The organism is Bacillus sp. CFBP9009 (genome assembly GCF_036541465.1).
Classification (GTDB): Bacteria; Bacillota; Bacilli; order Bacillales; family DSM-1321; genus Peribacillus.
The window spans coordinates 16,892-39,979 of sequence record NZ_JAZHFU010000014.1 but is presented as its reverse complement, the minus strand read 5'-3'; the positions used below and the strand labels follow the sequence as shown (position 1 = coordinate 39,979).

General features: G+C 43.0%; 19 protein-coding genes. 16 read left to right on the top strand and 3 right to left on the bottom strand.

Going from position 1 to position 23,088, the window contains the following annotated elements; all coding sequences use genetic code 11:
* Positions 1–122 precede the first annotated feature (122 nt).
* The 6 genes from V3595_RS22795 to V3595_RS22770 all read left to right on the top strand — a co-directional run bounded on the left by V3595_RS22795 (position 123) and on the right by V3595_RS22770 (position 8,605).
* Positions 123–2,066: a putative thiazole-containing bacteriocin maturation protein gene (locus V3595_RS22795; RefSeq protein WP_485909809.1), complete on the top strand. Its 1,944-nt coding sequence runs from the start codon at positions 123–125 to the stop codon at positions 2,064–2,066.
* Positions 2,063–4,006 carry a TOMM precursor leader peptide-binding protein gene (locus V3595_RS22790; RefSeq protein ID WP_485909807.1) on the top strand — a complete coding sequence of 648 codons (1,944 nt, stop codon included), beginning with the start codon at positions 2,063–2,065 and terminating at the stop codon, positions 4,004–4,006. The genes V3595_RS22795 and V3595_RS22790 overlap by 4 nt, the downstream gene beginning before the upstream one ends.
* A gap of 23 nt (positions 4,007–4,029) precedes the next feature.
* Positions 4,030–5,601 (top strand): SagB family peptide dehydrogenase, encoded by a 1,572-nt coding sequence (locus V3595_RS22785; protein WP_485909805.1) that lies wholly within the window; start codon positions 4,030–4,032, stop codon positions 5,599–5,601.
* 202 nt (positions 5,602–5,803) lie between these two features.
* Positions 5,804–7,234 (top strand): MocR-like pyridoxine biosynthesis transcription factor PdxR, encoded by a 1,431-nt coding sequence (pdxR, locus tag V3595_RS22780; protein ID WP_485909803.1) that lies wholly within the window; start codon positions 5,804–5,806, stop codon positions 7,232–7,234.
* A gap of 542 nt (positions 7,235–7,776) precedes the next feature.
* Positions 7,777–7,971 (top strand): hypothetical protein, encoded by a 195-nt coding sequence (locus tag V3595_RS22775; protein WP_350301479.1) that lies wholly within the window; start codon positions 7,777–7,779, stop codon positions 7,969–7,971.
* Positions 7,972–8,155: 184 nt separating this feature from the next.
* Positions 8,156–8,605, top strand: coding sequence for a YfmQ family protein (locus tag V3595_RS22770; protein ID WP_485909801.1), 450 nt, complete (start codon positions 8,156–8,158; stop codon positions 8,603–8,605).
* A 150-nt stretch (positions 8,606–8,755) separates the two neighbouring features.
* Here the strand turns inward: V3595_RS22770 and V3595_RS22765 are convergent, their stop codons facing one another.
* The 3 genes from V3595_RS22765 to V3595_RS22755 form a co-directional block, all read right to left on the bottom strand.
* Complete coding sequence (locus V3595_RS22765) at positions 8,756–9,598, bottom strand: MurR/RpiR family transcriptional regulator (protein ID WP_053537367.1); 843 nt, start codon at positions 9,596–9,598, stop codon at positions 8,756–8,758.
* Positions 9,599–9,749: 151 nt separating this feature from the next.
* Positions 9,750–10,442 (bottom strand): N-acetylmannosamine-6-phosphate 2-epimerase, encoded by a 693-nt coding sequence (locus V3595_RS22760; protein ID WP_485909799.1) that lies wholly within the window; start codon positions 10,440–10,442, stop codon positions 9,750–9,752.
* 31 nt (positions 10,443–10,473) lie between these two features.
* Entirely contained in the window at positions 10,474–12,009 is a 1,536-nt protein-coding gene (locus V3595_RS22755; protein WP_485909797.1) for a maltose/glucose-specific PTS transporter subunit IIC, read from the bottom strand.
* Between the two features lie 405 nt (positions 12,010–12,414).
* Between V3595_RS22755 and V3595_RS22750 the strand changes: the two genes are divergently transcribed.
* From V3595_RS22750 to V3595_RS22705, 10 genes are all read left to right on the top strand, one after another.
* Positions 12,415–12,720 (top strand): DUF2294 domain-containing protein, encoded by a 306-nt coding sequence (locus V3595_RS22750; RefSeq protein ID WP_207118020.1) that lies wholly within the window; start codon positions 12,415–12,417, stop codon positions 12,718–12,720.
* Positions 12,721–12,912: 192 nt separating this feature from the next.
* A complete protein-coding gene (locus tag V3595_RS22745; RefSeq protein ID WP_485909794.1) occupies positions 12,913–13,950 on the top strand; it encodes an ABC transporter substrate-binding protein in 1,038 nt (345 codons plus the stop codon).
* A 22-nt stretch (positions 13,951–13,972) separates the two neighbouring features.
* The gene (locus tag V3595_RS22740; RefSeq protein ID WP_485909792.1) at positions 13,973–14,902 is read left to right on the top strand and encodes a nucleoside hydrolase; all 930 of its coding nucleotides are present in this window, start codon (positions 13,973–13,975) and stop codon (positions 14,900–14,902) included.
* Positions 14,903–14,926: 24 nt separating this feature from the next.
* Positions 14,927–15,751: an ABC transporter permease gene (locus V3595_RS22735; protein WP_485909790.1), complete on the top strand. Its 825-nt coding sequence runs from the start codon at positions 14,927–14,929 to the stop codon at positions 15,749–15,751.
* A 6-nt stretch (positions 15,752–15,757) separates the two neighbouring features.
* Positions 15,758–16,546, top strand: a complete 789-nt coding sequence (locus V3595_RS22730; RefSeq protein WP_485909788.1) for an ABC transporter permease — start codon at positions 15,758–15,760, stop codon at positions 16,544–16,546.
* 15 nt (positions 16,547–16,561) lie between these two features.
* Complete coding sequence (locus tag V3595_RS22725; protein ID WP_485909786.1) at positions 16,562–17,626, top strand: ABC transporter ATP-binding protein; 1,065 nt, start codon at positions 16,562–16,564, stop codon at positions 17,624–17,626.
* Between the two features lie 16 nt (positions 17,627–17,642).
* Positions 17,643–19,361 (top strand): adenine deaminase, encoded by a 1,719-nt coding sequence (locus tag V3595_RS22720; protein ID WP_485909784.1) that lies wholly within the window; start codon positions 17,643–17,645, stop codon positions 19,359–19,361.
* Between the two features lie 151 nt (positions 19,362–19,512).
* The gene (locus tag V3595_RS22715) at positions 19,513–19,692 is read left to right on the top strand and encodes a hypothetical protein (RefSeq protein WP_133350511.1); all 180 of its coding nucleotides are present in this window, start codon (positions 19,513–19,515) and stop codon (positions 19,690–19,692) included.
* Positions 19,693–20,346: 654 nt separating this feature from the next.
* Entirely contained in the window at positions 20,347–22,251 is a 1,905-nt protein-coding gene (locus tag V3595_RS22710; RefSeq protein ID WP_485909781.1) for an endonuclease MutS2, read from the top strand.
* Positions 22,252–22,609: 358 nt separating this feature from the next.
* Positions 22,610–23,005 carry an Rrf2 family transcriptional regulator gene (locus V3595_RS22705; RefSeq protein WP_485909779.1) on the top strand — a complete coding sequence of 132 codons (396 nt, stop codon included), beginning with the start codon at positions 22,610–22,612 and terminating at the stop codon, positions 23,003–23,005.
* Positions 23,006–23,088 lie beyond the last annotated feature (83 nt).

Sequence of the window (23,088 nt, the reverse complement as noted above, 5' to 3'; positions counted from 1 at the left end):
TGCATGTGCAGGGACTTTTCTTTATAGCATGAGACATAAGGGACAAATTGTCGTACATAGGATTAAAGTGAAGTGCTGTGCTAATAGCAGTACTTAGAATGCATCGGGTTAGGAGGAGCGGAATGGTGAATTTGACCCCTTATATGCGTTTGAAAGTGAAAAGGGATACGTTTTTTCTTCCGGAACCGAACAGAGGTGTGTATTTCAGGAATAACATAAGTTCGTTCCGTATGGAGGGCGGCTCGATCGTCCAGTGGATTGAAAAGCTATTACCGATGTTCAACGGGAACCATACATTAAGCGAGTTGACGGATGGATTGCCTGGCCCATACCGGAACAGGGTGATGGAAATTGCCGAGGTTTTGTACGGTAATGGGTTTGTTCGGGATGTAAGTCAGGACAGTCCCCATCAATTAAGGAAACAAGTTCTTGAAAGGTATGCTTCGCAAATCGAGTTCCTGGAAAGTTGCGGCGATTCCGGGGCTTACCGCTTTGAAGCTTATCGAAAGAAAAAGGCGTTGGCTATAGGCTCTGGCCCATTGTTCCTTTCATTGGTGTCCTCACTGATTGAATCTGGATTGCCCACATTCCATATCTTCATTACGGACACCGTACCGACCAATAGAAAAAGATTGAATGAAATCGTGGCTCATGCGCGTAAGACGGACGACGAGGTTGCGATAGAGGAGGTCGTGCTTGAAAAGGGAACAGAGATTGAATGGCGGGAGATCGTGCGGCCCTTTGACTCGATATTATATGTGTCACAGGAGGGTGATATAGAGGAATTAAGAGAACTTCATTCGGTTTGCAGGCAAGGGGAAAAGACCCTGTTTCCTGCAATGATCATCAATCAAGTAGGCATGGCTGGTCCGCTTGTCCATCCAGATTCAAAGGGATGTTGGGAGTCAGCGTGGCATCGTTTACATCAAGCTGAGCTGGAGAAGAATCAGGCATCATCTTCTTTTTCCGCTACAGCCGGAGCGATGTTAGCCAATATAATGGTATTCGAATGGTTTAAAGACGCTACAGGAGTTACGGCAGCAGAACAAGCCAATCAATTTTATCTGTTGGATATGGATACATTGGAGGGAAAATGGCATCCGTTCATTCCCCACCCGGGGGTGACGGGAAAAGGGACTGCTGCATGGATTGAAGATTTTGAACGGCGGCTTGAACAGAATTCGGACCCGGTTGAGCCGGGGAAGGTATTTATGTATTTCAGCCGGTTGACATCCTCGGAATCCGGAATTTTTCATCGTTGGGATGAGGGGGATTTAAAACAGCTGCCGCTTGCTCAATGCCGCGTTCAGGTTGTTGATCCGCTGTCGTCCGGTCCGGCCGAACTCCTGCCCGAAATTATCCGTTCAGATCTGACGCATGAGGAAGCGAGGAGGGAAACCGGTCTTGCAGGAGTTGAAGCATATGTATCCCGAACGCTCAGCCAGCTCGTTGCGACTCTTCCTCCGCTTCAGGGAGCAGACGAAATAAAGGAATCGATCGGTGTCGGAGCAGGGGAAACATTTGCTGAATGTGTTTGCAGGGGACTGCAAAGCAGTTTGGATACAGAGTTTTTAAATAAGCGGGTCAACCAGGAGAAACTTTTGACGGTGCAATTGGCTCAAGTGGAAGATGAGCGCTGCAGGTATTATCTACAAGCGTTGACCCGGCTGCAGGGAGATCCGATCATCGCCTTAGGTGAGGAAATGTCAGGTTTCCCGGTAGTTTGGGCAGGAACGAGCGATGGCTGGTCCGGCGCTGTCGGTTTGAATGTAACGATCGCATTACGGAACGCATTGCAAAAGGCCGTCATGAAAGTCCAAAACCAGACCGTTTGCTTAACAGCTCCAGGTTTAGTGGCATCGCCTGTTCTTGAGGAAGAAAAGGTGGATCTTGTGATTCCTTCATGCGGGGTGAAAGGGAGTCCCGAACTGGTACAGTCCGCCATTCAAGTCTTGAAGAAAAACAGTAAGCGAATCCACGTTTTCGAAATGGATCTGGAACCTTTCTTGAAGGAAGAAATTGCAGGTGTGTTTGGGGTGTTTTTGCGAGAGGAGGAATCAGGGTGAAAACTGACGTATTGGTTGTCGGGGAAGGAGTGTTGGCCGACCATGTTCATGGGGACCTGTCCGGCCAATATTTGGTGAATCGCCAAACCGATTTCGAGGGAGGAATCCCGCAAACGACGGCCATGGTCCTTCTGATGCAAGATGCTTGGAATCCCGCTGTCCATGTAAAGGCCGAAGAGGTGATAGGGCAAGCGGGCATTCCATGGCTGCGGGGATTCGTATCATTTGGAGAGGGAGTGATAGGTCCGCTGGTGCGCCCGGGTGTTCCTGGCTGCTCACAGTGTGCGGACCAAAGGTATCTCATGGCCGGGCGTGATCGAAAAGAAATGTGGGGAATCCGCCAACAGCTGCAGGAAAATGGGGGGATAGAGCGTGATGCGTCGGCATCCCGCACAGGGCTTTTACAGATGGCCCACTTGATTTGTGCAGAGGTAAGGAAGGTGATGAAAGGAGAACGCGCCCGGTCGGAAGGGCATGTATCATTAATCAGCCTGAAGACGCTGAATGGTTCGTGGCACTCTTTTTTACCTGATCCATTGTGTCAGGTTTGCTCAACATTACCTGATGACTCGAAGGAGCGTGCAAGGATTTCGTTGCAGCCAAGTCCAAAAATCAGTCCCGAAAGTTACCGTACCCGTTCGATGGAGGAGCTGAATGAAGTTCTGGCCAAGGATTACTTGGACCACCGAACAGGATTCTTGAATAATAAAATGATAGACCTTGTACCGCCATTTGCCGATGTAAGTGTTAATTTGCCTTTGTTCATAGGAGATGAGGGGTCGGCAGGCCGGACTCTCTCATATGAGGTCAGTGAGATGACTGCCATATTGGAGGGATTGGAAAGGTATTGCGGAATGGAGCCCCGCGGCAAACGGACAGTCATTCATGACAGCTACAACAACCTGAAAGATTTTGCGCTCGATCCCATCAGGATAGGGGTACATTCGAAGGAAAATTATGCACAGCGGGATTTCCCGTTTCAACCGTTTAATCCTGACCGCTCGATAGATTGGGTGTGGGGCCACTCATTTTTACAAGAGCGGCCGATCTTGGTCCCGGAATTGCTTTCCTATTACAGCTTGGGCTGCGGTCATGGATTTGTCTATGAAACTTCCAATGGCTGTGCTCTAGGGGGAAGTTTGGAGGAGGCCATTTTCTACGGCATCATGGAAGTGGTCGAACGTGATTCGTTCCTGCTGACCTGGTATGCGCAGCTGCCTCTCACACGCCTTGATCCTTATTCAGCAAATGACAAAGAACTGGAGCTGATGATTGACAGGGCGAGGGCGGCAGCGGGATATGATATCCATTTGTTTAATTCGACGATGGAACATGGTATACCGAGCGTATGGGCGCTGGCAAAAAACAGGAAACAAAAAGGATTGAATATCATATGTGCGGCAGGGGCCCATCTGGACCCGGTCCGGGCGGTGAAAAGCGCGGTCTTCGAGCTGGCTGGCATGATGCTGACCCTTGACGATAAATTGGAAGAGAACCAGGATGAGGTTGAGAAAATGCTGCATGATTCCTCACTGGTACGGAAAATGGATGATCATGGCATGCTGTACGGTTTACCGCAAGCCGAAGAGCGACTGCAGTTTCTGCTGGATGATGACCGCCCGATGCGGACTTTCGCTGAAGAATTCGGGGAAAAGGTCAATCATCCGGACTTGACGGAAGATTTGCAGGAAATCCTTCAGGAGTTTCGCCGCTTGAAACTCGAGGTGATTGTGGTGGATCAAACGACACCGGAAATTGCACGAAATGGACTACATTGCGTGAAAGTGCTGATCCCGGGGATGCTGCCGATGACATTCGGCCATCATCTTACCCGCATAACTGGGCTTGAGAGAATACTGAGGGTTCCGATGGAACTTGGATATGAAAAACGGCCGCTTGAATTCGAACAGCTCAATCCGCATCCGCATCCATTTCCATAAGCGGTGACTTAGGAGGTTGGAGGATGAGTCTAGAGGCATTTTTGCACAATTTGCATTTTGATATCGAAAAGGCAAGTCCGCCGGATTGGGAGGTGGATTGGGATGATGCACCACTAACGTATAAGCTTTACCGTGACTTGCCTGTTTTTCCACTCTCACTGGAGGTGCCGCTGACGCTCGAGGGGGGCAGCGGGCCTTCACAGCAGGACCTCGAAGGAATCGGTCATTTTCTCTGGTATGCATATGGCCTGACCCAAGTCAGTCAGGTACCGAGATCCTCGGAATCTGAGGACCTCATGCAGTCATTCCGGCGTTTTCCGCCATCAGGGGGAGCTTTGTATCCAAGCGAATTGTACGTATACTTGAAGATGGAGGGATTACCTGCTGGCGTATACCATTATGATGCGGCACATCACCGGTTGGTTTTGCTGCGGGAAGGGAATTTTGATTCATATGTAACAAAGGCTCTTGGTGAAACCATTGATATGTCCGCATCCTTTGGCACGGTTTTTGTATCGACGATGTTTTGGAAAAACTTCTACAAATATAATAACTTTTCATACCGTCTGCAAGGTCTGGATGCAGGCGTGCTACTTGGACAGTTGCTCGAAGTGGCGAAACGGTTTGGAATCGCCGCCGGGGTGTGCTTCCAATTCCTTGATCGGGCCATCAATCATCTGCTCGGGCTTTCGGAAGAGGAAGAGAGCACGTATGCGGCGATCCCCTTATCGGCAGAACCTTCTTGTAGATTTAGGGAAGAAAAGAGTATGGACGACCGACCTGTCACTTCGACGGAATTATTGCTGGAATTGAAGGATATTCAGCCTGAACACTATGTTCGGTCGCAAAGGATCAGAGAATTTCCGATGCTAACTAAAATGAATGAAGCATCCATGATCGAATCCACCCAATCGTTCCGGCGGATCAATCCAAAGAATGGGGCGGTATCCGAAGGGAAAATTGTAGCCCTTCCTATCGTGAAGCGGTTGTCCTATGACTTGGCATCAGTTTGCCGGAAACGATATTCACCTGAAATGGATTTCGTACTCGGGAAAGTCAGTCAATGGCAACTGGCGGCTCTCCTGCAGGAGGCAACCGCTTCGTTCTCCTATCGAAATGACTTGGATGGAATAAAAGAGAACAGAGAAAATCGCGTTTCCTTATATGCTTGTTTGTATAATGTGGAAGACATTCAAGACGGTGCATACCATTATGACAGCAGGACACATTCATTACGACAGATACAATCAGGAGATCTTCGGCTCCAATTGCAATACGGAATGTCCCTCGATATCATGAATTTTCAGCAAGTGCCGATCTGCATACATGTAGTTGGTGAGCGGGATCATTCCAAAAAGCAACTTGGATATAGAGGATACCGCATCCAGCAAATGGAGGCGGGGATGCTCGTTCAGAAATTACTGCTGGCGTCGTCAGCCCTTGGAATGAACGGACACCCGCTGCTCGGCTTTGATGTGAATATGTGTGATGAGCTTTACAAAATAGGCGGTCCGCAACGGAAAACGAGCCTGATCCAAATCCCGATCGGACACTATCAAGATCGCCCTTGGCTGAAGGGGAGCCTGCATAGTTGAAAAAGATAAAAATAGCCTCCATTTCATTTAAGAAATGGAGGCTTTCGTTTTTATTTTGTAGTACAGCCTCTATCCTAAGAGTGCAATAAATACAGCTTAAGATTATACTGAATAAAAGATTTTACTACTTATGGGAATGAATAAGTATATAAAGTTAATAATTTAGTACGCTTGTAACTAAACATTTTAAAGGATGTAGCTTATGGAATGGAAAACTGACAGAAAATCCAAGAAGCCTTTATATAAACAAATAGCAGCTTACATCGAGAGTGGCATTGCTGATGGAACATTTTTATTGGATAAGCCGCTACCGTCTGAACGCTTCTTGGCAAGTGAGCTGGGAGTTAACAGAAGCACAGTTGTTGCGGCATATGATGAATTGGAAGCAAATGGGCTGGTTGAACGAAAAAAAGGAAGCGGAACGATGATCAGCAAGGATATCTGGGGAATTACCCAAAAACGTATACCCAGTTGGAATAGATATATCGAAGCGGGTTCTTTTTTGCCCAATATGCCAGTAACCCAAAGAATACGTAAAGAGACGGAAGGGCATAACCTTATTAACTTAGCTAGTGGGGAGCTTTCAGAAGACTTATTTCCAGTCCAATCCTTACGTGAAATCATTTCTAATAGGTCCTTTATTGGTAGCTTAGGTTATGATCACCCTCAAGGCAATGCGGTTTTAAGGGAAACGATAACCAATCATGTTAAACAGTATAGGAGAATTGACACGCATCCATCTTCTATACTCATAACTTCTGGTGCACAGCAAGCCATCCATCTGGTGGTCCAATGCTTGTTAAAGACAGGAGATGCCGTCGTATTGGAAGATCCTTCATATAGTTACAACCTTCCCATCTTTCAATCCGCTGGCCTAAGAATTTTTCCTTTACCAGTTGATAAAGATGGCATCAACCCAGAGGATTTACTGGAACTCCATAAAAAACATCGGATCAGGATGATTTTTTTGAACCCTGTATTTCAAAATCCTACTGGAACTGTCCTTCATATCAACCGTCGTAAAAGGATTCTTGAACTTTCATCCGAATATGGAATACCGGTCATAGAAGACGATCCTTATAGTTTAACTTCCTTTGCGGGTGAAGAAATTTCCACTCTTAAATCGATGGACAACAACGGAAATGTTTTATATATAAGCTCTTTGTCAAAAATTGTTGCTTCCGGTTTAAGAATTGGGTGGATTATAGGACCGAAACCAGTTATAGAGAGACTATCTGATGCTAAGCAGCAGGTTGACTTCGGTCATGGCTCCTTCACTCAATGGATAGCAAACGATTTTTTGGATTCAGAGTATTTTCCTGCCCATCTTGCCTGCTTAAGGGGGAAACTGGAAAAAAGAAGGGATGCAATGGTTTCGAGCCTTCAACAATTCCTGCAAAAAAAAGTTGATTATTATTCGCCAAATGGTGGAATTCATTTGTGGTGTAAACTGAAAGTGCCATTGAACGAATTAAAGCTACTGGAGGAATCCATCAAAAGAGGAGTCATATATGTTCCGGGTTCAACACTAGGTACAGATGAGGGATACGTACGCTTTACTTTTGCAAGGGAAAATGAGGATTCCATTCACGAGGGCATCAAAAGGTTTGCAGAGGCTTTAAAAAGTTTATAATCATATGATTTGATATTTACGAGAGAGAGTCATGATATTCCAGACTGTAGACAAACTTGATGAAAATTTGTGCAATTTAGATGTTGATTTCCACTCCAGGCACTCGCTTTCCGCGGGCGGTCCGGGAGCCTCCTCGGCTTACGCCTGCGGGGTCTTCCGTAGACGCGCTTTTCCCGCAGGAGTCTCGCACACCCGTTCCAATCACTATTTATAAGCTTTAGATAGTGACGAAATCATGATTCTTTTTCTGTCTTTTTTGTGGAAGCAATTTAGGTCTGAGTTCCTGCAATAAGTGGTATTTTAGCCATTTCTTCAGTGGAGCTTTGCACTTTTCTATATATATTAACGAAAGAATTCAACAAGTGGATGGTGGAAATTTCACTTGATTGGATGGTCCTAAAATTGGTTGTTCTTTTATTATAGAGAAGTAGGCTTTTTCTAATATATTTACTCAATAAACATGAAGCGCGATCTACGATGGGAATCGGAATAATTTGAAATGGTTCAAGGAAATAGATAATAATATTTGGAGGCGTTGAATCATGACGATAAGTGTAATATTAGTAGTAGCCATTAGTTTAGTTGCTCTGGTTGGCACCCTTTCATTAACGGGGAAGAGTGATAGTGATTATTCTGCAGCAACGAGAGGGAATTTGTTGAACCTTAGTTATATATATATTGGTCTTGCGCTAGTATTAACTGTGGGTATCATCTACTTCGTAATAAAATCAGCCTAAGATACGAGTGATTTACAAGATACTCTATTTGTGAAAAAATGTGAATTTGTTCACAAATGTGACGAAAATATGAACGAAAAAAATCTGATAGATACCTTAAAAAAAATGAAACGTTAATAGAACGGTCACTTCAAAGAAAAACTGACCGCCTCTTAAAATAATAATGTAGCGGAGATGATCAAATATGACATTGCCTGTATTGATTTTGACAATTATCTTAAGTTTGCTTAAATTATTAGTTACCTGTCTTCCAACCGATGCAGTGAATTGGATTTTGAGTAAATTTAAAATACATTCAGAAATTAGTGACTCGAATGCAATCGTAACCTTTGATGGAAAACGTTTGGAAGGTGAAAACAAAATTCAAGTGATTAATTATTTTAACGAAGCTAAGTTTTTGAAAAAAAATCATATATTTCCCGGGAACGAGCAATTGTTTTTACATCCAGAGAACAGCGGGACTCCAATAATAATTGATGTTAAAAGAGGAAAAAACGATGTTAGATTATTTGTGTACATTTACAACGACCACGTGGATGTAGTCAAACAGTACAAGAAGAAAGTAGTTGCGTATAGTCTTCTTTCCGAGAGCCTCCAAGAACGTTCCATGCCAGTAATAAGGAATTTAGCTTAATAGGAACATAAAAAATTAAAGTGAACTGCACTCCAATTGTTAGTAAACATCTAACCAATTGGAGATGCAGTTTTTTTATGAAGAATAACGAAAAGGACTATCGCTCAGGTTCAGCTAAACAAGCAAACTGATAACTTTCAGTGCCAAAAGTCAGTCGGTCTCGGTTAATACCTTTAAAGTCTTTTCCCTGATGCTTATCCGGTTTTTATAATCTTTAGCTACCAACTCTGTATATAATAAATCAAAAAGCAATAGGAGCGGAAGCAATGGAGAAATGTTTTGTCCCATATGCATGCTGTTTTTGCTTGTGACCAATAGTGTTAGATCGCCAAGCTGGGAGAGCTCGGAATTCTTATCTCCAGTAAAGACCAAGATGCATGCGCCTTGCTTCTTTGCGATTTTAACTGCAGAAATCACTTCTTTCGTCGTTCCGGAAATGGAAATGCCGATGACGACACTATTCTCGTTACTTAAAGCTGCATCCATCATGGACTGATGGGGGTCTGTAATGGCTTCGACAGTTAAGCCGATACGAAAGAACTTGGACTTGAACTCCTGGGCCGCTATACCGGAACTCCCTATTCCATATACATGAATCTTATTTGCCTTTGTAAGGAAAGAGACAGCTTTTTGGATATTGTCATATGTCGTTATATGAAAGGTATTATCAATGATACCTAAGTGATCTTGATACAGTTTAGCGAAATAATCCACCTGCTTGATGTTCTTCATGTTTTTCGGCGTATTTCGGAGATCGACAAACCTTTTTAACTCATGCCTGAACTCATTAAACCCAGAAAAGGCTAATTTCTGGCAGAAGCGCGTAATGGTTGCAGGTGAAATATGGAGCTTTTTAGCTATTTGACTGATCGTTAACTGACTTACTTCTTCAGGGCGCTGCAGAATATAATGGGCCAATTCTTCCTCTGTTTTGGTGAACTTGTCCATGCTGCATTCTATGCCATATATGAGGTTTTCTGCTAGGTATTCCATTTGATCACCCATTTCGGATTTCTTATCTGTATTTATAGTTTAATGTATCCAGTAGGGACGTCAATAACCGGAGGAACGGAAACAGGAATATGAAAAAGAAAAGACCCAAACTGTTGCCAGTCTGGGTCTTTTCATTACCATGTGCCATTTTCTATTCTTGGATAGCGTCCACGAATCTTTTGGTGATTTGTTGCGGCCTGGTAATGGCACCGCCCACCACTACTGCATGGACGTTCATATCCAAAACAGAGCGGGCGATTTCTGGTGTGATGACATTTCCTTCCGCGATCACTTTCGCTTTGTTCACTGCTTTTACAATCTCTTTGAGCAAAGCATAGTCATCCTGATATATTTTCTCGCCGAGAGTTTCGTTCGTATAGCCGTATAAAGTGGGCGCTACAATATCGAATCCTAAATCGTCAGCGTATATGGCTTCCTCAATGGTGGATACATCCGCCATCAGTAAAACATCCGGATATTTTGCTCTTATTTCACCATAAAACTGCTTTAGCGTTTTGCCGTCCGGCCTTACCCGGGCTGTAGCATCCGTCGCAATGATTTCGGCTTTGGTTTCCATCAATGCATCAATTTCGGCCATGGTGGGAGTGATATAGACATCGTTTTGTCCATACACCTGTTTAATGATCCCTATGACTGGAAGGTCCACATTTTTCTTGATTTCCATTATGTCAGCTACAGAGTTTGCGCGAATGCACTTCGCACCGCCTTCTTTGGCAGCAATGGCCATGCGTCCCATAATAAAAGAGCTGTGCAGCGGCTCATTCTCCAATGCTTGACATGATACAATTAAGCCTTTGTGAATTTTATCCAGCACCTGTTGCATGTTTAACACGTCCTTATCGTTGTCTATATTCTCAATGACCCAAGTATTCTTCCACTTCATTTTTGATGATCGTCACTTGGGGACCGTAAACTATTTGAATGCCGTTCCCTTTTTTCACGACACCTTTTGAACCGGTTTGTTTAATGACGTCTTCTTTCACCAATGATTCGTCCTTTACCGTGACACGGAGACGGGTTGCACAGCAATCGACGATCTCGATATTTTCCTGTCCGCCCAATCCGTTAACGATGGTCTGGGTTCTCTCTGATGCCGTTACTTGTGTAACAGCGGCCTGTTCATCATCTTCACGGCCAACCACTTTCAAATTCTTCTTCCTGATCAAAAATTTAAACGTGAAGTAGTATAGGAAAAACCACGGAATGCCGACGAAAAGTACATAAACCCAGTTTGTTTTACTGATACCTTGGAGTATCCCGAATAAAGTAAAATCAATAAATCCTCCAGAGAAGGTTTGACCGATCGTTATATTGAATATATCTGCCATCATGAAGGCAAGTCCGTCAAACAAGGCATGAAAAACATAAAGGATCGGTGCGACAAATAAGAAACTGAATTCAAGCGGTTCGGTGATGCCTGTTAAGAAAGAAGTCAAGGCAGCTGAAAGCAGCAAACCGGCCACGACTTTCTTATTTTTAGGTTTAGCGCAATGGTAAATGGCCAATGCCGCGCCAGGCAGACCAAACATCATCGTGATGAACCGTCCCGACATGAACCGGGAAACACCCTCATAATATTTGACGGTAGTTGGGTCGGCCAATTGCGCAAAGAAGATATTCTGGGTCCCGCTGACAATCTGCCCTTTAATCTCCATCGTTCCGCCTAAAGCTGTTTGCCAGAAGGGAAGGTAGAAAATATGGTGCAGCCCTAACGGCCCGAGCATCCGTAATATGAATCCGTAAAAGAAAGTCCCGATCGTACCTGTGCTCGTTACCAGCGCACCTAATTGGTTTATGAAAAGTTGGAAATAAGGCCATACGATAAAAAGCACGGCTCCAACCAAGATGGACGCGAAGGAAACGATGATGGGAATGAAACGTGAACCCCCGAAAAATCCTAACACTTGCGGAAGCTGAATTTTATTATATTTATTGTGCAAAAGTGCGGCAACGATACCTACTACGATACCGCCAAACACACCGGTCTCCAGTGTCTGGATCCCGACAGCCATTCCTTGTCCGGCACCTGCCAAATTCTCTTTGGCAAGTTCCCCGTTTATTTGAAGCAGTGCATTTATTGAACTGTTCATGACAAAATAGCCGATCATGGCTGCCAATGCAGCGGTCCCTTTATCCGACCGTGCCAATCCTACTGCAACACCTACGGCAAAAATAACCGGCAAGTTGCCGAATACGATGCTTCCTGCAGAACTCATGATCGTGAAAATGGCATGCAACCAAGCAAAGTCTAAAAATGGATAGGCTTCAACTGTATTTGGATTGGAAAGAGCACCGCCAATTCCCAGCAATAAACCGGCCGCTGGCAAAACGGCAATCGGGAGCATAAAAGATTTACCGAACTGCTGCGCTTTCTCAAAAGCTTTCTTCATAATGATTCCTCCCTCATTTAACGAGCTTTTGATACTCTTTATTTTTTATTGCTCTATACTAGCTATATTAAATCCATATGATAGCGTTTTCAATGCGGTGCAAGGTTATATCAACTGTTTTCAATCTTGTGCTTATTTCTCTGAAAAAGTTTTCATTAATAGAAGGTGCTGGATTGGATAAAAAGTTATATGAATATATTGAAATCTTTATTGCTTATTTTTATAATTCGTGTATTGGTGAGTAAATGTGCAATTTAATAAAAAAAAACATTTTTTTTGTGCGAAATCCGAATATTATCTTGTGCATTTAAGAAAAAGTATATATAATTACCTCAAACGATAGTTTGGCAGGTGATAGTCATCTTAGCGATAAACTCTAACGAAACGAAGAAATTGCTTTCTCATATGTATAATGAGGTATCGAAGGAATTGTTCGGCTTTGGTACGACGCTGCTGAAGGTTACTGTTGAGCAGAATGTGATTACATTTCAAGCCAAACATCGACGTGCCCCGCGCTCTGAAGCTTTAGAAGGGGAAGTTCCCAGCCTGAAGCAGGAGGTTGACTTTCATATGTCCCTGCTTTATAAAAAGAAACTGAAACAAAAGCTGGAAACGCAAACGAATTGGGATATTGAAGCTGTCCTGAGGGATTATGACTCAGCGACGCAGCTGGCATTCACCAATATTGTATTGAAGGAAAAAAATATATAACCATATAAATGGATTTCCCTTCGGATTTATCTGGAGGGAACGCCGCTAGAGAACCAAATGATAAGTTTTATCTTTGTTTACAAAGAAAAGACAATCTTGGGTAGAATTTCAATTCTATTTAAGATTGTCTTTTTTTACATTTATATCAGTAAAAAGGAAATTTTAAACAATATAAACTTGGAGGTTTGGATGATGAAAAAAATATTGATAATGTTATCGCTTTTCACATTAGTTTTAGCTGCATGCTCTTCAAAGGACAATGGAAAGGAAAAACCAGCCAAATTAGTCGTTTCCACTTGGGGATTCGCCGATGATTTCTTCCGTCCTGAAGTCTATGAGCCATTTGAAAAGAAGCATAATGTAGAGATTGTTGTTGATTCAGGAAATAATGCAGATCGATTGAACAAAGTACGCCAAGCGAATAGCGATGTGGATGTTATTTATTTATCCGACTACTATGCACAGCAGGGCATCGATGAAGGGTTATTTGAGAAAGTTGACTACAGCAAAATTCCGAATATTGATAATATATACGACAAAGCAAAAGCACCAAATGGCGAGGACTTCGGACCAGCCTATACCATTGCACAATTTGGCATTGCCTATAATCCCGATGAATTGAGTAAACCGATCACCTCTTGGAAAGATCTTTGGAGCAAGGATTTGGCAGGGAAGATCACGATCCCATCCATCACTTCAACAACTGGACCGATGTTTTTGGATGCCGCTTCAAAAGTTAGCGGAAGTAAAGAGTTCAATGAAGATAAAGCTTTCGATCAAATGAAAAAGATCATGCCGAATGCTGTTAAGGAATATGGGCAAACATCAGAGTTCGTCAACATGTTCTCGCAAGGGGAAATCGCTGCAGGCCCGATCATGGAAATGTATTTTGGCGAATTACAGGAAGCCGTTCCTAATGCTAAGTTCATTTCTCCAGAAGAAGGCGGCTACGCAGTGATGAATACGGTGAATATTGTTAAAGCCAGCGATCAAAAAGAATTGGCCGGCGAATTCATGAATTACATCTTAAGCAAGGAAGTTCAGGAAAAATCAGCAAAAGCGAAAGTGGATTCTCCAGTCAATACGGAAGTCAAGCTCTCTAAAACGGAAGCGAAAGGCTTAACCTATGGAGATGAAGTCATTAACAGCCTGCGTGTATTGGACATGAAATTTGTTAATGAAAACTCGAAACAATGGATCGATCGTTGGAATCGTGAGCTTACACACTAAGGAAAGAAATGAGGTGTGCTTGATGAAGAAAAAAATGATTCTTGATGTGGATACTGGAATAGATGATGCGATCGGGATCATTCTTGCTGTTAAAAGCCGTCAATTCGACATATTGGCGGTAACAACAGTGAACGGGAATGTATCACTTGATACGGCCACATTGAATACATGCAAAATATTGGATTTATTGAGTGAACAGGACATTTCAGTCATAAAGGGGGCAGATAGCCCAATTATCAGGAGGCCCTTTTTCGAACACCGGATCCATGGCGAAGACGGGATTGGAGGAGCCTTGAAGGATGTGCCGGTCAAAAAGCAGCCTGATGATGGATTTGCTTCTGATTTCATCATCAATTCCATTTTGAATTTTCCAGGTGAAGTGACGCTTGTCATGACGGGACCTCTTACGAATTTGGCATTGGCGGTGAAAAAGTGTCCGCAAATTACCAAGCTCGTTAAAGAAGTCATTTTCATGGGCGGAGTTGTCAAAGGGGTTGGCAATGTCACGCCAACCTCTGAATATAACACGTATGTCGATCCTGAAGCAGCCAAAATCGTATTACAGGCGGGATTCGCATCCATCACGCAAGTTGGTCTTGATGTCACGAGAAAGGTTCTGTTGGGTGAAGAGCATATCCAATTGATTCAAAACCAGGAACTTGCTGACTATATAAGGCAAAGTACATCAGATTATCGGAAAAGGTATTTTGAACGTAATGGCATATGGGCATGTGCGATGCATGATCCATTAGCTGTAGCCATTGCTTTGCAAGAAGATCTTGTCACCAGAGAAGAATATTATGTGGATGTTGAAACAAAAAGCGAGCTTTGTGACGGACAGATGGTTTGCGACTTTCAAAATAGGCTGATGAAGCAGCCTAATGCGCTTGTTTGTCTGGAAGTCGATGCGAAAGCGTTTTTCGACCTGTTCATTCGCATAATCAATTCATAAATAATACGAACAGGGGGTTCCGAGGTGAAAAAACGCTATCTATACCTGCTGCTGTTACCAGGCGTTCTATTTTTAACGATTTTCATGATCATTCCGATCCTAATGACGATTGGCACGACATTTATAAATGAAAGCGGCGGTTTTTCCATACAAGGATATCTCGATTTTTTCCAAGATCGATACTTTATTGAAATACTGCTGACGACACTTAGGGTGAGTCTGTTCACGACAATCATTTGCATTCTATTAGGATTTCCAGCAGCTTATTATATTTCAAAACTGAAACAACGAAAAAAAGCCATCATGCTTTTGCTGACGATCTTCCCGCTATTAACAAGCCCTGTGGTTCGTTCATTCAGCTGGATGGTGATCATCGGTAAAAACGGTGTGGTGAATAAATTGCTTATGGGCATGGGCTTGATTGAAAAGCCGCTTGATATTTTGTACACGCCTACTGCCATCATCATCGGATTGGTCCATTTATTCCTGCCATTGATCATCGTGACGCTGGTGGGTGTGATGGAGAACATCGAGACGGACTTATTAAAAGCGGCGGAGAGCCTTGGAGCATCAAGATTGGCAGTATTCTCAAAAGTGATCATTCCGCTTTCGGTTCCAGGCTTGGTCATTGGCAGCATCCTTGTTTTTGTAGGGAGCTTCACGGCCTATACAACGCCTGCTTTATTAGGCGGGAAACAGCGGGTCATTTCGACATTTCTTTATCAAAACGCAATTACATTGAACGAGTGGCAAGTGGCATCGATTGTCGCTACGATAATGATTGCAGTGACAGTCCTGATCATATCGATCATGAATGGTTTGGCAAAAAAATTAAATCCAAAGGGGTAGAGGTGTATGCAGGAAAAAAATCGAGGATTGGCCCTGTTTACTCTCCTGGTGTTCATTTTTTTACTAGGGCCTTTGCTTATCATATCCGTTACGTCATTTGAAGGCGGAAATATTTTGAAGTTCCCGCCAGAAGAGTTTTCTTTAAGATGGTACGAAAATATTTTTAACGTGGAAATGTTTTTGGTTGCTTTTAAAACGTCCATCCTTGTTTCACTCGGAGGCAACCTTTTGGCACTGTTATTGGGAGTGCCGGCTGCCTATGCATTAAGCCGGTTTGATTTCAAAGGGAAAAGCGTGATTAATGCCTTTTTCGTTTCTCCAATATTAATACCGGGAATTGTGCTGGGCTTTGCGTTTTTACGTTATATTGTGGGGACTTATCAGCTGCCGATTTATGCGGCCCTGTTTGTGGGACATACTGTTATCATGCTTCCGTTCATCATCCGTGTGATTTCTTCAAGCTTATCAAACTTTGACTTTTCCATTGAAGAAGCGGCGGAGAGTCTCGGAGCCAGTAAATTGGGCACATTCTTTACAGTCGTCCTCCCGAACATAAAATCAGGAATTCTGGCGGCAGTCATGATCGCCTTCTTGGAATCCTTCAATAATGTCGACATTTCAGTTTATATGACAGGCCCTGGGGTAAGTACGTTTCCGATTCAGATGCTGACGTATGTGGAGAACTACTTCGACCCTACCATTTCGGCCATTTCCGTATTGCTCATGTTCTTAACGGCTTTCTTCATGTTTATAGTAGAACGGCTCATGGGATTGTCTTATTTCACAAAACGATAAAGGAGGTAATGATGGATGGCTTTATTCACTTTACAAGATATATCTGTAGCATATAACAAACAGAATATATTAAAAGATTTCAATCTCGAGATTGAAAAAGGGAAACTTTTATCCCTACTTGGCCCGAGCGGCTGTGGGAAAACGACGACCCTGCGTTTAATTGCCGGGTTTTTACAGGCGAACGAAGGGAAGTTTTTATTCAAGGAAAAGGACTATACGAAAGTGCCCGTCAACAAGCGGAACTTTGGCTTTGTGTTCCAAAACTATGCATTATTTCCGCATTTGTCGATATTCGATAATATTGCATTCGGTCTCCGTCTGAGAAAGAATGCTAAAAGTGAAATCGAAAAAAAAGTAATGAATGTGCTCGAGATCGTTAATTTGAAAGGTTTTGAAAAACGATATCCCCAAGAACTTTCCGGAGGGCAAAAGCAGCGGGTAGCGATTGCCAGGGCGCTGGTGATTGAACCGGACATCCTCTTATTTGACGAGCCATTGAGTAATCTTGATGCCAACTTAAGGGTGAATATGAGAGTCGAGATTCGCCGTATCCAACAAGAGCTGGGGATTACAACGGTATATGTTTCCCATGACCAGGAAGAATGCTTTTCGATATCCGACCAGGTGGCGATCATGAACAAAGGGATCATCGAACAGCTTAGTGACCCTGCGACCATTTACAAATATCCTGAAACCAAATTTGTCGCGGACTTCATCGGCTTCAAGAACTTCATTGACTTCGATAAGCGGACAGATCATGACGGTAAAATCGAACTGAACAAATCTGGATACTCATTTGTGCTGCAAAAGGATCCGCAGATGAGCAATTCAACGGGAAAAATAGGCGCCATCAGGCCGGACGATCTGTTGATCAGGGAAAAAGATAACACGGGAGCTGTTCAGGAAAATAGTTTATCTGGCCGAGTCAAGGTAAGTACGTATCTTGGAAGAAGCTATCAATATGTCGTTGAAACTCCAATAGGGGATTTCACTGTGAACAAGGAAATGGCGGAATCCTATCGGACGGGTCAGGAAATCATCCTTGAAATTCCGAGAAACCAGATGGTGCTTGTTGACTAGCTTAGGAGGGTAAGTTATGCGAATGGATATGCTTGTAAGGGATATCAACGTGTTTAACAGCTATTTTAAAAGATTCATTAAAGGGAATGCAGCCATCAAGGATGGAAAGTTCTATTATATTGGAGAACGTGAATTGGATGCCTTCGAGCCGGATCGAATTGTCGATGGACAGGGGAAGTATATGGTTCCAGGTCTGATCGATATCCATCTCCACATTGAAAGTACGATGGTGACGCCTGCGACTTTTTCCTACGGGTTAATCAAGAACGGCGTGACGACGATCGTACCGGAACCGCATGAAATGGCCAATGTTTTCGGGATTTCCGGTGTGAAGGAAATGATCAAAGCAAGTCAAGATTGCGTAGCGGATATGTTTTATGCCATCCCGAGTTCCGTTCCAGCCACATCGATGGAAACAACAGGTGGTTCGATCGAAATAGATGATATTGACGAATTGATGCAAACGGAGGACATTATATGTCTCGGCGAGATCATGAATTACTATGAGGTCATAACCGACCCGGATTGCAAAACGAATAAGATCTTGTCCCATATCCGTTCCCGTTATCCAGATTTGATCATAGAGGGGCACGTTCCAAAGCTGCTCGACTTGGACTTGCAAAAGATTATTAATGCCGGAGTGAATTCAGATCATACACACCAGACCGTGGAAGGGATGGATGCGAGGATCGCTGCCGGGATGTTCATTGAGATTCAAGAGAAATCAATGACTGAAGAAGTAATAGATTACTTGAAGGAAAATCAGGTGGATGAACATTTCTGCTTTGTCACCGATGATGTCATGACCGACTCTTTCCAAAACAGAGGACATCTGAACGTCCTTTTAAAGAAAGCCGTTCAAATGGGGATGACTCCGGAAAAAGCCATTTATGCATGCACCTATACACCTGCACAGCGGATGCGGATGTATGACCGCGGCGCCATTGCACCTGGAAAAACAGCAGATTTCCTGCTGTTATCGGATTTGGAAACATTTGAAATTGAACAAGTATACAAAAAAGGTGAACTAGTTTATGAATCTTCACGTCCATATGTCCAAGAAGTGAAGGGAAAACAATTTCCTGAGCATTTCTATCAAAGTGTGAAGCTTGCGGAACTTACCGAAAACGATTTTAACATCACGATCCCGGATAGGCTTGAAAGCAGCAAGTGCCGGATAATAAACGTGCAGAACGGTTCTACTTTCACATCTGAAACCCATGATCGTATCGAAGGGAAGAATGGTCAATTATGCTGGGAAGAAAGCCCTTATGGTTTAATCGCCACATTCGAACGATACGGGAAAAACGGTAATCGGGCACACGGATTGATCACCGGCGATGTATTGAAGCGTGGAGCGGTTGCCACCACCTATTCGCATGATAACCATAACCTTCTGGTGATTGGCCATAACAAGCAGGATATGATGATTGCCGCTAACGAAGTAATAAGGAAGCAAGGCGGTGTCTGCTGCGTACACGATGGCAAGGTCCTATCGATGATTCCTCTGCCGGTAGGAGGGATTCTTTCCGAAGAGCCGATGGACATCGTATCAAAGCAAGTTCAGCACCTGACAGATGCACTTAAATCGTTAGGCTACGAACATTATAATGTCATCATGTCATTAAGCACCTTATCGCTTCCTGTCAGCCCGGCTCTGAAAATAACCGACCATGGATTGATCAACGTGAACGAAGGGAAAACAGTCCCTCTCATAATGAGTGATGAAGCTTAAACCGAAAAGGGGATTATCCATTGGATAATCCCCTTTTCTTAATGACTTACCTGGCGTTTATTTTCATATAATTACCATTAAGGTAAATATATGATAAAATAGAGTAACAACTGAGGATAGAGTGGTAGGTCACGCTTTGCTTTTCCATCTAATGATAGATTGGAAAGGAGGTGACCGCTTGATTCATTTCTTATTGAACTTGATTACAGATATGGGTAAAGAGATATTTGTTGCTGTAGCAACCAGTCTTATCCTGTCTATGTTCGCCAAGAAACGGAAAAAGAACCACTCATCCTCCCAAGATGGCAATGGTTCTTCTTCTGACGATTAATTAAGTTAGTTGTGACCAACCACTCTTGCTAGTTGTCAGCCTCATGTTAGCGCATGAGGCTGTTTTTAGTTTATGTCAATATAAGGATAACATACCCCGATTTTAAAGTAAATATTCAGACAATGAAATGGGGAGTACTATGGGCTTGGCTGCATTTTTTTCTTGAATCTTTTAATAAAACTTTGGAAAATGACAAAAAATGAATTGACTCTTTCTTACTGATATGGTATGTTAATTCCAATCTAAGAAAAGGTGTGGTGTTTTATGTCGGGAGTAGGTATCAACTAATTTAGTTGAATAAGGTATTTAATCACTGATATGTCAGTGGATTACGTATGCCTTTTTTCACAGTGCAATTCTGCATTGTGAATACCTACCTTAAGACTGCTTCCTTTTCCATAAATCGTGTAACATGCAGGTGTTACGGCGAAAAGCATGGTGGGATTTGTCCTATCATGCTTTTTTGTGTACGCAGGTCTATTCGAGCTGCCCAATTTGTTATCGATTTTAGGTACTTATCCATGGATAAGGCCGATGCCCGCAGGAGCTTTCTACTCAAATGGCTTGTTCATTTGTAAAGGTAGGGGGGACCATTGCGGGCATTTTTTGGATTCTGGAATTTTAATCACTCACTCATTCAAGGAGGATCATTAGATGAATACAATGACTTATGAAAAATTACAATATATCCAACTCAAGGAAATGGTCAAAAACCATTGCGTAAGCGGTTTAGGAAAAGCGTTATTGGATCAGCTTAAGCCGAGCAGCACCTTGAAGGTCGTTAAAAATCGTTTGAACGAGACCACGGAGGCAAGGAACTTACTGAATGCGGAAAGCCATATTCCCTTAAAGGGCATTTCACATATTGGCCTCCATATCGACAAACTGGAAAAAGGAATGATTTTGGAGCCGTCAGAGTTAGTGGCGATAGCAGACTTCTTAAGAGGCTGCAGGAATATCAAGAAATTCATGACCGATAAAGAGTTCTTTGCACCGACACTGCATTCCTACGCCCGCTCCATGACTGAATTCAGGAGCATTGAAGAAGAAATCCAATTCACCATAAAGGGAAATGCTGTCGTTTCCGAAGCAAGCAAGGACCTGAAACGGATCAGGAACCAAATCATCAAGACAGAAGGTAAAATTGAGGAACGGCTGAATAAGTTCTTGAAGAGCGGAGCCAATAAAGAGTTCATTCAGGAATTTTTCATCAGTAAAAAGGATGATCGCTACACCATCCCGATCAAAGCCTCCTATAAAAATCAAGTGGCCGGAACGATCGTGGAAGTATCCGCAAAAGGGGCTACCGTGTTCATCGAACCTGCCTCTGTTACGAAATTGAATGTAGAATTGGCAAGCTTAAAAGCGGAAGAATCGATGGAAGAGTATCAACTTTTGGCCACATTATCCGGAACGGTTTTCGAACAGCTGAAACCGATTAAGATAAACATCGAGCTGATCAGTCAATATGACATGATCTTCGCAAAGGCTAAGTTCAGTAAAAGCATGGATGCCATCGAACCGAAAATCAATGATCACGGGTATATTAAATTAACGGGCTGTAAACATCCACTATTGCCGCAAGACAGCGTACCTTTGGATTTTGAAATCGGTAAGGACTATCGCAGCTTGATTATTACAGGCCCTAATGCCGGGGGTAAAACTGTCGTCCTGAAAACGATCGGCATCCTTACATTGGCTGTCATGTCAGGACTGCATGTTGCCGGGAAAGAGGGGACGGAGCTTGCCGTCTTTGACCAGGTATTCGTCGATATCGGTGATAATCAAAGCATGGAAAATGCACTAAGCACGTTTTCATCGCATATGAAAAACATCTCGGAAATCATGGGGGCAATAACCAATAACTCCTTGCTGCTGTTCGATGAAATCGGGAGCGGAACGGAACCGAATGAAGGAGCCGCATTAGCGATTAGCATCCTTGAGGAATTTTATCAAAGGGGGTGCATAACCGTTGCGACGACCCATTATGGTGAAATCAAGCGCTATTCGGAAATACACGGTGATTTCATGAATGCGGCCATGCAATTCAACAGTGAAACACTTGAGCCAAAATACAAGCTGTTGATTGGTCAATCCGGGGAAAGCAATGCCCTTTGGATAGCCAAAAAAATGAATGTCCGTGAAAAGGTTCTGCAAAAGGCAAAGCTCTATATCGAAAATAAAGACTACGACTTGGAGCGTGTCCAGGAAAGTAAAATCAAAAAAGCGAAGCCAGCGGCCGTTCCTAAAGAATCATCTTATGAATATGAAGTCGGCGACAAAGTGAAGGTAAGCGAACTGAATGGATACGCGATCGTTTATAAGAAAAAGGACTCCTTCAATAATGTCGTCGTACTTTTCGAAGATACCTTCAAGGAAGTTCATGCCAATAAGCTCGAGCTTGAAATAAAGGCCGTCGATTTATATCCTGAAGGCTATGATCTCGATTCTTTATTTGTCAGCTACAAAGAAAGGAAATTGAACCATGACTTAGAGCGGGGATCGAAAAAGGCGCTAAAGAATGTAGCAGCGGATATCCGGAAGAAGCTTGGTGAATAAACAGGGTTGGATTTTGAACGGAAAAACCAAATCCTGATGATTTTTGAAATTGTAATATAGCGGTTGTGAAAACCGTGTTCCACCCAAAAGTTAGACATTGGCAAGGTATGAGTTCTGTATGAACAGGGCTCATACTTTTTTGATTATTTTCTTGTGTGGATATACCCGTTCAAAAAGGAATACATAATATGAGCGTACTGTTGTTTAAAAAATGTAAGTTCAGATTATTACAAGAAAAAATTTTAGCAGTAGGGTCATTTTTAGGTGAGATGAAAAAGTTTGCGGTTTTTTGCAGCTTGAGTTACAATCAATTACAGATATTAAAAGTCTGTAATAGTTTTAATTATGAGGTGCATCAATGAAGTATTCAAAGGCAACCAATTATGCACTACATACAATGGTGCATTTAACGATGGAACCAAAAGGTCAGACGGTAAGCGTGGATCAGCTGGCGTGTATGCAGGATTTGTCTCCGACGTACTTATCGAAGATTTTGACGAAGCTTGTGAAGGCTGGATTAATTGAATCAGTGCCAGGTGCAAAAGGCGGCTACAGTATTTCACGCCGTGCGCAGGACATTTCGTTTCTGGATGTTATTGAAGCGGTGGAGGGTCAGTCGGTGCTTTTCAACTGTGCGTTTGACCATGAAGAAAGCGATTGTTTAATTGAGCGCGTGATGATCGAGGCGGAAGGCAACATGAAGAAAGAATTGGCTGGACGGACCATTCAGAGCATTGCGGAGCAGAGTAAGTAGACAAAAAAAGAAAAATAAATTTTTTTACACAAATTAAGGATATTAAGGGTCTCTAATAGATTTTATAAAGAAGGAGTGTTGCA

Excerpts from the sequence above, each read along its gene's own strand:
- V3595_RS22740 (WP_485909792.1), top strand. The coding sequence starts at position 13,973 with ATGAAGAAAAAAATGATTCTTGATGTGGATACTGGAATAGATGATGCG.
- V3595_RS22705 (WP_485909779.1), top strand. The coding sequence starts at position 22,610 with ATGAAGTATTCAAAGGCAACCAATTATGCACTACATACAATGGTGCAT.
- V3595_RS22775 (WP_350301479.1), top strand. The coding sequence starts at position 7,777 with ATGACGATAAGTGTAATATTAGTAGTAGCCATTAGTTTAGTTGCTCTG.
- V3595_RS22770 (WP_485909801.1), top strand. The coding sequence starts at position 8,156 with ATGACATTGCCTGTATTGATTTTGACAATTATCTTAAGTTTGCTTAAA.
- V3595_RS22750 (WP_207118020.1), top strand. The coding sequence starts at position 12,415 with ATGTATAATGAGGTATCGAAGGAATTGTTCGGCTTTGGTACGACGCTG.
- V3595_RS22720 (WP_485909784.1), top strand. The coding sequence starts at position 17,643 with ATGCGAATGGATATGCTTGTAAGGGATATCAACGTGTTTAACAGCTAT.
- V3595_RS22725 (WP_485909786.1), top strand. The coding sequence starts at position 16,562 with ATGGCTTTATTCACTTTACAAGATATATCTGTAGCATATAACAAACAG.
- V3595_RS22795 (WP_485909809.1), top strand. The coding sequence starts at position 123 with ATGGTGAATTTGACCCCTTATATGCGTTTGAAAGTGAAAAGGGATACG.
- V3595_RS22755 (WP_485909797.1), bottom strand. The coding sequence starts at position 12,009 with ATGAAGAAAGCTTTTGAGAAAGCGCAGCAGTTCGGTAAATCTTTTATG.
- V3595_RS22785 (WP_485909805.1), top strand. The coding sequence starts at position 4,030 with ATGAGTCTAGAGGCATTTTTGCACAATTTGCATTTTGATATCGAAAAG.
- V3595_RS22745 (WP_485909794.1), top strand. The coding sequence starts at position 12,913 with ATGAAAAAAATATTGATAATGTTATCGCTTTTCACATTAGTTTTAGCT.
- V3595_RS22710 (WP_485909781.1), top strand. The coding sequence starts at position 20,347 with ATGAATACAATGACTTATGAAAAATTACAATATATCCAACTCAAGGAA.
- V3595_RS22760 (WP_485909799.1), bottom strand. The coding sequence starts at position 10,442 with ATGCAACAGGTGCTGGATAAAATTCACAAAGGCTTAATTGTATCATGT.
- V3595_RS22765 (WP_053537367.1), bottom strand. The coding sequence starts at position 9,598 with ATGGAATACCTAGCAGAAAACCTCATATATGGCATAGAATGCAGCATG.
- pdxR (WP_485909803.1), top strand. The coding sequence starts at position 5,804 with ATGGAATGGAAAACTGACAGAAAATCCAAGAAGCCTTTATATAAACAA.
- V3595_RS22715 (WP_133350511.1), top strand. The coding sequence starts at position 19,513 with ATGATAGATTGGAAAGGAGGTGACCGCTTGATTCATTTCTTATTGAAC.
- V3595_RS22730 (WP_485909788.1), top strand. The coding sequence starts at position 15,758 with ATGCAGGAAAAAAATCGAGGATTGGCCCTGTTTACTCTCCTGGTGTTC.